We start from the raw sequence: 13,104 nt of genomic DNA, 5'->3' as shown, positions 1-13,104 counted from the left end.
GCCGAGCGTCCAGGGCCTCGCGAGGTGCCGGTGGGGATCAGAGGTCCCCCGCGGCGCCCCCGTCGGTGTCGAGCAGCCGCAGGAGAGCCCTCAGTTCCTCCAGGGCGGCGTCGGTGACCGTCGGCTCGTCGAACACGAGCTGGTGCAGGACGAGGCCGTCCAGAGCGGCGAAGACCAACCGCATCAGCGCCGGGTTCGCGTCGCCCGGCAGTATGCGGGTGAGCTCGCGCTGGGTGGCCTCGAAGTACTCGTCGTACAGGGCACGCAGCGGTGGCAGCAGCTCGGGCCTGCGGCGGGATTCGAGGAGCAGCTCGTACTGGAACACCTGGATGTCCGGATCAGCGGTGACCATCTCCGACAGCCCGGTCGAGAAGTCCGTCACCTTGCCGGTGCCAGGCTCCAGCGCGCTGGAGCTCAGGCTGGTGCGCACGGCGTGGGTCAGCGCCTCCTCGATGAGGGCGTCACGCGAGCCGAAGTGGTGGACGACCAGGCCGTGGGTGACCCCGGCCTCCTCCGCGACCGCGCGGTAAGTGAGCTTGCGCAGACCACCGCGGGCCACCACCCGCACGGCGGCGCCGAGCAGGGCTTCGCGGCCCGCTCCGTAGTTCACCCGCTTGCGGGGCTTGGTCCGCTTGCCTTCGCCCTCGTCTTCGGTGGTCTCGGCGGATTTGGTCATGTCAGGGACCCTACCCGCCGGTTGTGGGTGGGTGTACACGCGTCATGCGGTGCTCTCAGCGCTTGGGCGGGCGGACGCCACGGAACTCCCAGTCGCCGCCGAGCGCGGTGGACAGCACTTCCTCGGACTCGGTGGGCTGGGCGCCGACGTCGGTGCGGACGGGGGTGGGTCCGGCGACGATGTGGTTGGTGAGCCGGCCGAGGCCCTCGACTTCGACCTCGACGACGTCGCCAGGCTGTACGGGGCGGGAGTTGGCCGGGGTGCCGGACAGCAGGACGTCGCCGGGGTGGAGGGTGATGGTGCGGGCGATGTCGGCGACGAGGTAGTGCATGTCCCACTCCATCTCGTCGGTCGAGCCGTCCTGGACGACCTCACCGTTGACGTAGGTGCGCAGGTACTTGCCGTGGAAGTCCCAGTCGGTGACGAGACCCGGTCCGAGGGGGCAGAGGGAGTCGGAGCCTTTGACGCGGAGCATGGAGCCGGCGTCGGTGTCGCGGAAATCGTGCAGGCCGTAGTCGTTGGCGACGGTGTAGCCCGCGATGTAGTCGCCCGCCTGGACCGGGGAGATGTTGCGCGCCGTCCTGCCGATGACGATGGCGACCTCGCCCTCGTAGTTGAGCCATTTGCAGCCCTCGGGGCGGACGACGGCGCCCTTGTGGGAGTTGAGGGCGGAGGTCGGCTTGTGGAAGTAGGTCGGGGTCGGGGTGAGGTCGATCTGGAACTCGTCGACGCGGCTTCGGTGGTTGAGGTGGACGGCGACCACCTTCGACGGCACGACCGGTGGCAGGTGCCGGGCGTCGTCGATCTTGACGCGGCGGCCGTCGCCGGCGACGAGTTCGTCTCCGTCACGGAGGGTCTCGACGGCGACTCCGTCGAGGAGGATGCGGCGGTACTCGGGCATGGCGGGCCTTTCTAGGAGCGGCTGTGCGGGGTGCGCGGGGAAGGAGATACGGGCAGGCCGGCGCCGGTCCAGCCGTCGGCGGGGCGATCGAACCAGAGGTGAACCTGGCCGGTGCCGATGGAGTTCTCGTACTCGCCGTACTGGCGGCCCTTGGCCGTGCACGCGCCCTCACCGAGCGCGCCGGCCATCATCAGGTAGTGGAAGAACTTCGCCTCGGGCTTGTACTTCCAGAACTCGTTCATGGTGTCGAGGACCTTGTCGTGGTGGCCCTCCTTGAACCAGGCGATGCGCTCGTGGTCGGCCTCGCGGGCCTCGGCAGTGAAGACGTGGGCGGGGTCGCTCGCCTCGTGGTCGCGCAGTTCGCGCAGCGGCCAGAAGGTATGGGAGAGCGCGCCGGAGGCGATGAGGAGCACCCGGCGGCCGGGCGTGGCCGCGATGCCGTCGGCCAGCGCCCGGCCCAGCCGCAGGTGGTCTTCCATGTCGCCGGTCTGGCAGACCCCGATGGTCACCCACTTCTTGTCGGGAAGGCCCTCGCCGAGGAACTTCCAGAGGTTGATGGTGGCGTAGTAGATCGGCAGGTAGGCATCGTCGATTGCGGTGATCCAGGTGCCGTGCTTGTCGGCGAACTTCTCGATGTTCCGGGCGAGTTCGGGGTCGCCGGGGAAGTCGTACGGCATCCGGCACATGCCGCGCGGCAGTTCCTCGGAGGTGAAGAGCCCGGCGCGGCGCTGCTGGGCGGTGACGACGAACTCGACCGTGGTGGCCCAGTGCGAGTCGAGGACGACGACCGTGTCGTAGGTGTCGCGCTCGAAGACGTCGCGGCGCAGCTGGTGCAGGCCGGTGACGAGGGTGATCTCCTTGCCCTCGTTGAGGTCGAGCCGGTCGGCCTCCGGCAGCACGATGGTGGGGACATGGGCGAGCAGGCCCGCCCCGACGATCTCACCCATGGTTCTGCCATCCCTTCGGTGCGGTGACGGTGTTCTTGAGGTCGCAGTAGAAGTCGAAGCTCCAGGTGCCGCCCTCGCGGCCGACTCCGGACTGGCGGGAGCCGCCGAACGGTGCCTGCAGATCCCGTACGAAGAAGCAGTTGACCCAGACCGTGCCCGCGACGAGCTGCGCGGTGACGCGCGCGGCGCGCTCGTGATCGCCGGTGGCAAGGGTCGCGGCGAGACCGAAACGGGTGTCGTTGGCCAACGCGACCGCCTCCTGCTCGGTTGCGAAGGTCTGGAGGGTCAGGACCGGGCCGAAGACCTCCTCCTGGACGACCTCGCTGTCCTGGGCGACGTCGGTGAGCAGGGTCGGTCGGTAGTAGAGGCCGCCGAGGTCTGTGTGGGGGGCGCCGCCGATGACCGCGCGGGCGCCGGCCGCCAGCGCCCGCTGCACGAAGCCGTCGATCTTCTCCAGCTGGCGGGGGTGGATGTTGGGGCCGAGGTCGGTGGCCTCGTCGCGTGGGTCGCCCTGCTGGAGGGTGGCGGCCTTCTGCGCGAACCGCTTCGTGAACTCGTCGGCGACCGACTCCTCGACGAGGATGCGGGTCGCGGCCAGGCAGACCTGTCCGGCGTTGTCGTACTGCTCCACGGCGAGGTCGACCGCGAGGTCGAGGTCGGCGTCGGCGAAGACCAACAGGGGTGACTTGCCGCCGAGTTCGAAGCTGGTGGGCACGAGGTTCGCGGCGGACGCGGCGCCGATGGCCTTCGCGGTCGGTACGGAACCGGTGAAGCTGATCCGGCGTACGTCGGGATGGGAGACGAGCGCGTTGCCCGCCTCGGCACCGTAGCCCTGCACGACGTTGAGCACACCGGCCGGCAGGCCCGCCTCGGCGGCGATGTCCGCGAGGAGCGATGCCGTGAGCGGGGTCCACTCGGCGGGCTTGAGGATCACTGTGTTCCCGGCGGCGAGCGCGGGGGCGATCTTCCAGGTGGCCAGCATCAGTGGGGCGTTCCACGGGGTGATCAGCACGCAGGGGCCGGCCGGGTCCCAGCTGACGCGGTTGGTGTGGCCGCGTGTCTCGAATTCCTCGTGCTCCAGCTTCAGCAGCCAGTCGGCGAAGAAGCGGAAGTTGTGCGCCACGCGCGGCATCACGCCGCGGCGGTGCGAGCGCAGCAGAGCCGCGTTGTCGTGGGTCTCGACGATCGCCAGGTCCTCGATGCGCTTGTCGACACCGTCGGCGATGGCGTGCAGGATGCGGGCCCGCTCGGCGCGCGCAGTGGCGGCCCAGCCGGGGAAGGCGGCCTTCGCGGCGGCGACAGCGGCTGCGGCCTCCGTCGCGGTGCCCCGGGAGATCTCGCCGAGGGCGCTGCCGTCGATGGGCGAGACATCGGTGAAGGTCTCGGCGGAGGCGATGCGCTCGCCGCCGATCCAGTGCCGGGTGTCGACGGTGACCCCGGCCACGGTGAGGGTGTGTTCGGTCATGTCCGGTCTCCAAGTGGTCTGGGGCATAGAGGGGTTATTCGGCTTCCGAGGTGCCGGACTCCAGCAGCGTGCCGCCGTCCCAGACGACACCGACCTGGCGGTAGTACGCGGCGATCGGTTCCCGGATCTCCAGGCGGGCCAGCTCCTCGGTGGGGGCCTCGAACAGTTCGAGATCGGCGTCGCCGGTCCAGGGCTGTCCGGCCTCGAAGGACGCAGCGCCGGTCTCGATCAGCTCGTCGAGCGCGAGCCCCTTGCCCTTCTCGACGGAGGGCAGCCAGCGGTGGTGGGCCATCGGATGGCCGTTGACGAAGCCGTTGGTCGCGGACGCCTCCCGCAGGGTGACCACGGCCTGGGCGAGCCGCCGGTCGGCCGCGGCGAGCGTGGCGCCGAAGCGGGCGCCTGCCTCGATTCGCGGGGCAGGCCCGTACGGGTGGGGGCGCGTCTGGTGGATGGAGCCGAGCTTCTTCGGGTAGCCCTGGTGCAGTCCGCGGGCTATCGCGAAGTCCTTGTCGACCCAGATGTACACGCAGCGGGAGTATGTCCGTCCCTTGTAGGAGCAGCGGACGACCGCGAAGGCCTCCTTGTACTGGGAGAGCACCGGGTCGAGCAGCTCCTGCCCGCTGGTCGAGCAGGACTGCCAGTCGGCCCAGATCAGCGCGACGGCACCCGGGTCCTCTTCCGCCAACTCCAGGGGTTCTGGGAGCAGTTCGCGCACGCGGGCGGGATCGGTGCGGTACTCGACGGTGAGCAGGTCGCCGGAGTAGCGCCAGGGCGGCGAGGGGATCAGCGACGAGTCGCCGGTCGCCGTCTTGGGATGGAAGTAACCACGGACACTGGCCATGACAGGTGTTCCTTACGAGGTGAGGGCAGGCTGCTTGAGCAGCTGGGCGCGGTAGCGAGCGGCGCCGGTGGTGGCGGCATGGCCGCCGAGGGCGACGACGCCGACCAGGCGGCCGTCGGCGTGGTAGCCGACCAGGACGTCGCCGTCCGGGTCGCCGTCGAGCACCCGGACATCGCCGATGCCGAGCGCCGGGGCGCCGAAGGACTGCAGCCTGAACTCGTGCTGGTCGCTCCAGAAGGTGGGAAGCGGCGCGAAGGGGCCCGCCTCGGCATCGGCCCCGGTGAGATGGGCGACGAGGCTCCTCGCGGCGTGCTTGGCGGTGTCGCCGGGGATCGACCAGTGCTCGACGCGGCGGGGGACGCCGTCGTAGCGCGCGTTGGGGAAGCGGGCGACATCGCCGACCGCGACGACGTACGGGAGATCGCCGACGCGCAGCTGCTCGTCCGTCAGCACACCGTCGCTCAGGTCCAGCCCGTTGCCGTCGAGCCACTCGGTGTTGGCGACCGAGCCGACGGACTCCACGACGACGTCGGCCGCAAGGACCGTCCCGTCGCTCAGGACGACTCCGGTGACCCGGTCCTCGCCCTCGAAGCCGAAGACGCCGGTGCCAAGTGCGAAGCGCACCCCGCGCTCCTCGTGCCGCTTGTGCAGCGCGCGCGCCAGTAGTTCGCCCAGCGGGCGCAGCATCGGCAGCGGTTCGGGGTCGACGACGGTCACCTCGGTGACGCCGAGCCCGACGGCGGTCGCGGCGACCTCGCAGCCGATGAAACCGGCGCCGACCACGACCACGCGTACGCCGGGCCGGGTCAGTTCGTCCCGCAGCCCCTGGGCGTCGGCGAGCGTGCGTACCGTATGGCGGCCGCTGTCAGGTCCGCAGGGGCCGTCGCAGCGCAGCCGTCGGGGCCGCATGCCGGTGGCCACGACCAGGCCGTCGAAGGCCAGTTCCGTGCCGTCGTCCAGGACGACGACGCGCTCGGCGAGGCGGGCGGCGGTGACGGAGGTGCCGAGCCGCCACTCCACGTCGGCGGTGCTCGCCCGCGGGGTGAAGGCGAGGGACTCGAAGGGCGCCTTGCCGGCGAGCACCTCCTTGGAGAGCGGGGGCCGGTTGTACGGCATGTGGGGCTCGTCCCCGATGACCGTGATCGTTCCGGTCCAGCCGGCTGCGCGCAGCTGCTCGGCCGCGCGCAGGCCGGCCATTGAGGCGCCGACCACGACGATGCGTTCCGTGGTCATGTCAGTCCTCGATCCGGATGGCCTGCAGCGGACAGACGTCCGCGGCTTCCTCGACCTCGTCGCGCAGCGCGTCGTCCGGGTCGGAGACGTAGGCCAGGCGCCCGTTGTCGTCGAGCTGGAAGACGTCGGGGGCCGAGAAGACGCACTGGCCGTGGTCCTGGCATTTGTTCATGTCGACGACGACCTTCATGGCCGGTCCTCCTGGATGTGAGGGGCATCGGGGCGCAGATGGCGGGGGAGGAGGGCCCGGCCCGCGGCCGGGCCCTCGGCCAAAGGGGTCCGAAGAGCCCCCTACTCGTTTGGCTTCAAACAAGATAGGAACGAGTCGGACCCTGGTCAACACCTATCCGGATGGATAAATTCTTTGGTCCAGGCTCTTGCGGGAAGGTGACGGCAGTCCATACCGTTTGACGCCAAACGACAAGCTCGGGCGCCGCCCCCGCTTCTGGTCCCCGGCTCAGCGCCCCCGCCAGACCGTCACCGGACTGGCAGGACATCGGGCCGTCGGCCATCACGCCCGTTCACATCCGCCGAGGAGACATCGGTGAGCGCTCAAGACACCCCAGAAGTCCGCCGGCACATGGATCGGCTCGCCGCCGACGGCATCGACGTGGTCCGGGTGACCTACCCCGACCTCATCGGCACCGACCGTGCCCGCGACGTCCTCCTGGACCACCTGCCCTCGGCCTGCGAACACGGACTGGCCTTCTGTCGTGCCGTGTACCACACCAGTCCTCAGGGCGACGTCGTCCCCGTGCCGGGCGGACTGGATGCCGGGCTGCCGGACATCGCCGTACGACCCGACCTGGACGCGGTCCACGTCCTCCCGTGGGAGCCCGGCGTCGCCTGGTGCCTCGGCGACACCACCGACCCCGCCACCGGCGCGCCCAGCCCCGAGTCACCGCGCGACCTGCTGCGCGCTGTCCTGGCCCGATGCGCGGAGGCCGGACTGCGCCCCGTCGTCGGCCCCGAGCTGGAGTACTTCCTGCTCGACGGGGCCCCGGGAACGCCGAGTGGCTGGCGTCGTTACGCGCAGGCCACCACGGGTGTCATCTACACCGCCGGGCTGCGTGCCGACGCCGACAACCATCTGCTGCGCACACTGCGGCAGTTGCGTGACCTCGGAATCGGTGTCGTCACGGGGAACCACGAGTTCGACGCCGGGCAGTTCGAGATCAACCTGACGCACTCCGAGGCCATGGACGCCGCCGACCGTGCCTTCCTCTTCAAGTCGGCCGTCAAGGAACTGGCCCGAAAGGAGGGGAAGCTCGCGACCTTCATGGCCAAGCCCTTCAACGACGCGGGCGGTTCGGGCTTCCATCTGCACTTCTCGGGCGAGGACGCCCAGGGCCGCAATGTCTTCGACGACCCGTCCGGAGCCTTCGGGCTGTCGGACACCGGGCGCCACGCCATCGCCGGCATCCTGGCTCACGCCCCGGCCCTGGCCGCGCTGCTGAACCCGACCGTGAACTCGTACAAACGGTTCGGACCGGGCACCCTCGCCCCCTGGCTGATCGACTGGGGCCTGGACAACCGCAGCGCCATGGTCCGCATCCCGCCCGAGCGCGGTTCCGGCGCCCGTCTGGAGGTGCGGCTCGGCGACGCCAGTGCCAACCCGTATCTGGCGATCGCCGCCCTCTCCGCCGCCGTACTGCTCGGCGTACGGGAAGGCCAGGAGCCGCCGGCCCCGCTGGAGGGCTACGGCTACGACCCGCGGAAGTCCCAGATGCTGCCGATGAGCCTGCCCGCCGCGCTCGACGCACTGGCCGCAGACGAGGCCCTCATCGAGATCCTCGGCAAGGACTTCACCGACTCCTTCCTCGCCTACAAGCGTGACGAGCTCGACCGCTTCAACCGCCATGTCACCGACTGGGAGTTCACCGAGTACTCCTACCACCTCTGATCGATCCGCACCATCCACAGGAGCACCGCATGCCGAACCCCTTCGACCCCATGCCCCTCGACGAGGTCGACCTCGCCGACAACGACAACTTCCTGGACGGCGTCACCCCATGGCGCATGTTCCACACGCTGCGCCACGAGGACCCCGTGCACTGGCAGCCCGAGGAGGCCCCCAACTCCGGCTTCTGGGCCCTCACCCGGCACGAGGACATCGCCAGGGTCGACCGCGACGCCGAGACCTTCACCTCGACGAAGTTCGTCAACCTCGAGGAAGTCGACGAGGACCAGATCAAGAAGCGCGCCTCGATCCTGGAACTGGACGGCGTCCGCCACCGCGCGATGCGCAGCCTCCTGCAGCGCCAGTTCGGCCAGGGTGTCATCAACCAGTACACCGAGTTCCTGCGCGGCCTGACGGCCAGGACCCTTGACGCAGCCCTGGCCAAGGGCACCTTCGACTTCGTCGCCGACGTCTCCGCGGACTTCCCCATCAACGTCCTGGCCCGCCTCCTGGACGTACCGCCGGAGGACAACCAGCAGCTCATCGACTGGGGTAACCGGATCATCGGCAACACCGACCCCGACTACGCCGATGTCCTCCTGCACAGCGCGGAGAGCGAGAAGTACCGCGACCTGCCCTTCCGCTCGCCCGCCTCCATCGAGGTCTTCGAGTACGGCCGCGAACTTGCCCGCCGGCGCCGCGGCGGTACCGGCACCGACCTGGTCTCCAAACTCGTCAACGAGACCCCACGCGACGGCATCCCGCTGTCCGCGCAGGACTTCGACAACTACTTCCTGCTGCTGGTGGTGGCCGGCAACGAGACCACCCGGCACACCATCTCGCACTCCATGCTCGCGCTGATCCAGCACCCCGAGCAACTGGCCAGGCTCCAGGCCGATCCCTCTCTGATCCCGAACGCGGTCGAGGAGTTCCTGCGCTGGGCATCGCCCGTCTACCACTTCCGTCGCACCGCGACCCGCGACGTCGAACTCGGCGGCAAGAACGTCAAGGAGGGCGACAAGGTCGTCATGTGGTACGCCTCCGGCAACCGCGACGAGAAGGTCTTCGGCAACCCCTACGACTTCGACGTCACCCGCGCCGACAACGACCACGTCACCTTCGGCAAGGGGAGCCCCCACCTGTGCCTGGGCAACCTCCTCGCCCGCACCGAGATCCGCATCATGTTCGAGGAGCTCATCCCGCGCCTCGCCGACATCCGCCTGGCGGGTGACGTGCCGCGCGTGCGCTCCAACTTCGTCAACGGCATCAAGAAGCTCCCGGTCGAGGTCACCCTCGCCTGACGGTTCATCGGAGTGGCGGGCGGCCCGCCCGCCACTCCGCCGGAACTCCGGGACGACGGCCTCCCGGGGCCTTGCGGTCGCCGGTGTTCGCGGCGGTGACTTCGACGAGCGGGAGCAGGCCGAGGCAGTCGATGATCACGTGTCGTGCGCGGCCCGCCCGAACCACAACCCGGTCCGACCGGCCAAGCGCCCTCATCGGTACGCCGCCGGCTTCTCAGTCGACCGGCCCGCCCGCCACATAGATGACCTGGCCGGAGACGAACCCCGCCCCGGGGCTCACGAGGTACGACGCCGTATGGGCGATGTCCTCCGGCTGACCCACTCTGCCGACCGGAATGGACTGCGCCGCGTTGCGCTGGAACTCCTCGAAGCCGAGGCCCAGCCGACGGGCCGAGGTCCTGGTCATGTCGCTCACCACGAAGCCCGGGGCGATCGCGTTGGCGGTGATGCCGTGCCGGCCGAGCTGCAGGGCGAGTGACTTGGTGAAGCCGAGCAGACCTGCCTTCGCGCTGCCGTAGTCGACTCGGGCGGCGTCGCCGACCGCGGAGATGCTCGACATGGTGACGATCCGCCCCCAGCCGGCCGCGATCATATGGGGGGCGACGGCCCGGGTGAAGAGGAACGGGCCGCGCAGATTGACCCCCAGGACAGCGTCCCACTGCTCCGTGGTCATCTCCACGAGGTTGGCACGGGGACCGACGCCGGCGTTGTTGACCAGCACCGTCGGGGGCCCCAGCTCGGCGACGACCCGGGCGACGGCGGCGGTCACCGCCACTTCGTCCGCGACGTCGGCGGCGACCGCCGTCGCGGACCCGCCGTCGTCCTTGATGGCCTGAACGGTGCCCGCGCAGTCCGCCTCGTCCAGGTCGATCACACCGACCGCCAGGCCGTCGCGGGCCAGCTGCCGGGCCACCGCGGAACCGATGCCGCGTGCTGCGCCAGTGACAATGGCCGTACCTCGCACCTGAGTTGTGTTTGTCATGGGCTCAAGTTCACGACATGGGCGCGCTGCTGCCAACCGAATTGGCCCGGGTCCTTCACGATCGGCTGTGCCAGGCCGGACGGCGGGTCCTCCACCACCGCAGTCGGGTGGTCAACAGTCCCCTGGGCGCGTATCGGGTGGTGATCTGCGGGATTTTCCTTCGCGGCGGGGACTGATCCGGTGCATCGTTGCGTGACGAGAGTGCAACTGATGAACTCCCACCCCGCATCCGACAGTTGCACTCGCGTCATGCAAGATGATCTACAGGATCACAACCCCGGCACGAGGGCGAATCCGCAGATTGACCCCAACTGGACGCGCCCAGGGCGTGTATCGAACGTGCTGCCATGTGCCTGAGCTGTGTGCGCGAAGGATGAGCGCAATTCGGTGGCGTCCGGAGTGGAAATCAGGAAGGCTCGCGCGCATGTTTTCGGTACTGCAGAACGTGGCGATTGACTGTGCGGATGCCTACGAGCTGGCCCGGTTCTGGAGCAGGGTGACTGGCCGTCCACTGCATCCGGAGGACAAACCGGGTGATCACGAGACTCAGGTGCTGCTGGCGGAGGGCCCAGTGCTGCACTTCAACCAGGTGCCCGAGCCTAAGAAGATCAAGAACCGGATCCATCTGTGTTTGCGCCCTGAGACCTCGCGTGAGCAGGAGGTGGAACGGCTGCTGGGCCTCGGTGCCACCTTTGTCACCGATCACCGGAATCCCGATGGCTCTGGCTGGGCAGTCCTTGCCGACCCCGAGGGCAACGAGTTCTGCGTTCTTCGCAGCGAGTCCGACCGAGCCGCGATGAATTCCTGACGCTCACACGCCATCCTGGCCGGTTTCGTATGACAGCTGGTCACAGCCACTCGTTGATGACCGCGATGCGAACGGTCGTCTCGGGCGTACGCCTTGTCGGCTCGCACGCGGTCGGGCCGGACGCGGGGCCTTCCCGGCCCGATGCGGGGCACGCAGATCGCCTTCAGGACGGGCTCGAACTGCGGGGAGTCGCCACGCTGCCCGGCCGTGATCACGATGGACATGGGTTTCTGTCCCGGCTCGACTGCGAGGAGCACCTTTGCGCGGCGGGCGTTCGGAGTCCGCCCGGCACGCCGAATGCCTGTCTTGCGCCACCCGGTCCCGGCGCTCGACCAGCAGGCCGGTATGGGGCCGGAGAACGGCTGTGAACGGCGCGGGTGTACTTTCCTTCCCGTGTTGGAACACCAGGACGAGACCAGGGCGGCCTACGACGGGGTCGTCGAGCTCTATGCGTCGATGTTCGCCAATCGGCTGGAGACGCAGCCGTTCGCGCGGAACATGATCGGCACCTTCGCCGAGCTCGTGCGCGGAACGGGGAACCTGCGGGCAGCCGACGTCGGGTGCGGACCCGGTCATCTGACGGCCATGCTGCACGACTTGGGGCTGGACGCCTTCGGGCTCGACCTCTCCCCGGCCATGGTCGACCACGCCCGGCGGGCCCATCCGGCGCTGCGGTTCGACGAAGCGCGAATGGAGGCCCTGCCCGTCGAGGACGGCGCGCTCGGCGGAGTGCTGGCCCACTACTCGATGATCCATACCCCACCTGCGGGATTGCCCGCGCTGCTCGCTGAGCAGGTGCGTGTCCTGACATCAGGGGGCCTGCTCCTGGTGTCCTTCTTCGGGACCGAGGGGCCGGAGCCGGTCCGCTTCGATCACAAGGTGGCGCCCGCCTATAGCTGGCCGGCGGAGCGGTTTGCCGAGTTGCTGGCCGGGGCCGGGCTCGTCATGGTTGCTCGGTTGCTCCACGACCCGGCGTCCGAGCGGGGCTTCCTCGACACCCACTTGCTGGCCCGCCGCCCGTAGAGCGTGCCCCGTGCCTGGGACGGAGTAGTGTAGATCATCCGCGTGGATTTAGTTCGTCTGAAGCGCCACGTTCTGGCTGATCTGGAGTGGGGTTCTGCTTCGATCGGTGTCGGCATCCTCTGACCATCGTCGGAGGTGACAACCGTCCAGGTCACGAAGGCTCCGACGATGCGGCCACCGCAGTGGTGCGAGCAACGATCTCCCGGAAGGTGGGAATTCCAGATCTCGATCGCAGCCCACGCCCAGAATGCGCTCCGCTCCTCGGCCGCGAACGAGCGCCGGCTGCCCTTGATGTCCCAGGCATGAATCGGGTGCCCGTCAGCGCGCTTACCCTCCTGCGGAGCCCTTGTTCTTGCGCTTGGCGGCCTGGTCCAGATCAGCTGCGTGCCTCTTCGGCTGTCGGCGCCGGTGGGTCGTCGGCTGTGATGCGGGCGAGCAGCATGCGGGCTTCCCGAAAACGGGGGTGGTCCGGATGCAGAAACCGCTCGCAGTCGGTCAGCGCCTCACGGACTGCCGCTTCTGCCTCGCTTCGGCGCCCCAGACCATGCAGGGCGACGGCCGTGCCTATACGGAGGCTCGCGCTCTGGCTCCGATCCCAACATGGGGCGAACCGGAGCGCCTCGGTGAGCGCTTCGTCGTACCGCCCCTGACCATTCAGGCTGTGCACCAGGCCGCAGTGCAGAGCAGCGACCGTGCTCCCTTCGGCTCGGGGCAGATTCCCCCGGGCGATGGCCTCGACCTCCTCGTACTTGCCTTCCCGCCATAGCTGATGGAGGCGCTCCAAGGCGGCCGCTTCCCGCGAGCGGCCCCGTATCATCCGTGCGATCTTCACAGGCCGTGAGGTTACGTGAAGGTGCCTGACCAGGACAGATTCGGCCGATGTCGCAAGCAAAGGTGGGGCCCGCCACCTCGAAACGGACGGCGAGCCCCCAAGTGAACGGTATGGACGGTTAGGGCCTGGCTGGGGTTGTGATCCGGATCAGGGAGCGGGGCGTGGGGCATGCGAGCGTGCCGTGCCACGCCCCGC

14 protein-coding genes are annotated in these 13,104 nt (G+C 69.3%); 4 read left to right on the top strand and 10 right to left on the bottom strand.

Annotated elements, in window-relative coordinates:
- Positions 1–37: 37 nt before the first annotated feature.
- From OG972_RS09930 to OG972_RS09900, 7 genes are read right to left on the bottom strand one after another with little or no spacing between them, the layout of a single operon-like run.
- A complete protein-coding gene (locus OG972_RS09930; RefSeq protein ID WP_266980199.1) occupies positions 38–676 on the bottom strand; it encodes a TetR/AcrR family transcriptional regulator in 639 nt (212 codons plus the stop codon).
- Between the two features lie 55 nt (positions 677–731).
- Positions 732–1,577 carry a fumarylacetoacetate hydrolase family protein gene (locus tag OG972_RS09925; protein WP_266980197.1) on the bottom strand — a complete coding sequence of 282 codons (846 nt, stop codon included), beginning with the start codon at positions 1,575–1,577 and terminating at the stop codon, positions 732–734.
- An 11-nt stretch (positions 1,578–1,588) separates the two neighbouring features.
- Positions 1,589–2,524 carry a 3,4-dihydroxyphenylacetate 2,3-dioxygenase gene (locus OG972_RS09920; RefSeq protein WP_266980195.1) on the bottom strand — a complete coding sequence of 312 codons (936 nt, stop codon included), beginning with the start codon at positions 2,522–2,524 and terminating at the stop codon, positions 1,589–1,591.
- Positions 2,517–3,989 carry an aldehyde dehydrogenase gene (locus OG972_RS09915; protein WP_266980193.1) on the bottom strand — a complete coding sequence of 491 codons (1,473 nt, stop codon included), beginning with the start codon at positions 3,987–3,989 and terminating at the stop codon, positions 2,517–2,519. Before OG972_RS09915 ends, OG972_RS09920 begins: the two co-directional genes overlap by 8 nt.
- A 34-nt stretch (positions 3,990–4,023) precedes the next feature.
- Positions 4,024–4,830, bottom strand: coding sequence for an acetoacetate decarboxylase family protein (locus tag OG972_RS09910; RefSeq protein WP_266980191.1), 807 nt, complete (start codon positions 4,828–4,830; stop codon positions 4,024–4,026).
- 12 nt (positions 4,831–4,842) lie between these two features.
- Positions 4,843–6,063, bottom strand: coding sequence for an NAD(P)/FAD-dependent oxidoreductase (locus tag OG972_RS09905; protein ID WP_266980189.1), 1,221 nt, complete (start codon positions 6,061–6,063; stop codon positions 4,843–4,845).
- 1 nt (position 6,064) lies between these two features.
- Complete coding sequence (locus tag OG972_RS09900) at positions 6,065–6,253, bottom strand: ferredoxin (protein ID WP_266980187.1); 189 nt, start codon at positions 6,251–6,253, stop codon at positions 6,065–6,067.
- A gap of 354 nt (positions 6,254–6,607) precedes the next feature.
- Between OG972_RS09900 and OG972_RS09895 the strand changes: the two genes are divergently transcribed.
- Positions 6,608–7,966, top strand: a complete 1,359-nt coding sequence (locus tag OG972_RS09895) for a glutamine synthetase family protein (RefSeq protein ID WP_266980185.1) — start codon at positions 6,608–6,610, stop codon at positions 7,964–7,966.
- Positions 7,967–7,995: 29 nt separating this feature from the next.
- Positions 7,996–9,264 (top strand): cytochrome P450, encoded by a 1,269-nt coding sequence (locus OG972_RS09890; protein ID WP_266980183.1) that lies wholly within the window; start codon positions 7,996–7,998, stop codon positions 9,262–9,264.
- A 214-nt stretch (positions 9,265–9,478) separates the two neighbouring features.
- Here the strand turns inward: OG972_RS09890 and OG972_RS09885 are convergent, their stop codons facing one another.
- Complete coding sequence (locus OG972_RS09885) at positions 9,479–10,246, bottom strand: SDR family NAD(P)-dependent oxidoreductase (RefSeq protein WP_266980181.1); 768 nt, start codon at positions 10,244–10,246, stop codon at positions 9,479–9,481.
- 424 nt (positions 10,247–10,670) lie between these two features.
- Between OG972_RS09885 and OG972_RS09880 the strand changes: the two genes are divergently transcribed.
- On the top strand, positions 10,671–11,054 hold the full coding sequence (locus OG972_RS09880; RefSeq protein ID WP_266980179.1) for a VOC family protein: 384 nt from the start codon (positions 10,671–10,673) through the stop codon (positions 11,052–11,054).
- Here the strand turns inward: OG972_RS09880 and OG972_RS09875 are convergent.
- On the bottom strand, positions 10,949–11,353 hold the full coding sequence (locus tag OG972_RS09875; RefSeq protein ID WP_323135949.1) for a hypothetical protein: 405 nt from the start codon (positions 11,351–11,353) through the stop codon (positions 10,949–10,951). The two genes, OG972_RS09880 and OG972_RS09875, sit on opposite strands and share 106 nt — an antisense overlap.
- Before the next feature lie 94 nt (positions 11,354–11,447).
- On the opposite strand from OG972_RS09875, the gene OG972_RS09870 reads away from it, so the two are divergent.
- On the top strand, positions 11,448–12,077 hold the full coding sequence (locus OG972_RS09870; RefSeq protein WP_266980176.1) for a class I SAM-dependent methyltransferase: 630 nt from the start codon (positions 11,448–11,450) through the stop codon (positions 12,075–12,077).
- 376 nt (positions 12,078–12,453) lie between these two features.
- Here OG972_RS09870 and OG972_RS09865 read toward each other — a convergent pair whose 3' ends face one another.
- Positions 12,454–12,894: a hypothetical protein gene (locus OG972_RS09865; protein WP_266980175.1), complete on the bottom strand. Its 441-nt coding sequence runs from the start codon at positions 12,892–12,894 to the stop codon at positions 12,454–12,456.
- Positions 12,895–13,104 lie beyond the last annotated feature (210 nt).

Source organism: Streptomyces sp. NBC_01669 (genome assembly GCF_026339735.1).
GTDB lineage: Bacteria > Actinomycetota > Actinomycetes > Streptomycetales > Streptomycetaceae > Streptomyces > Streptomyces yanii.
This window is presented reverse-complemented; position numbering and strand designations above follow the sequence as displayed.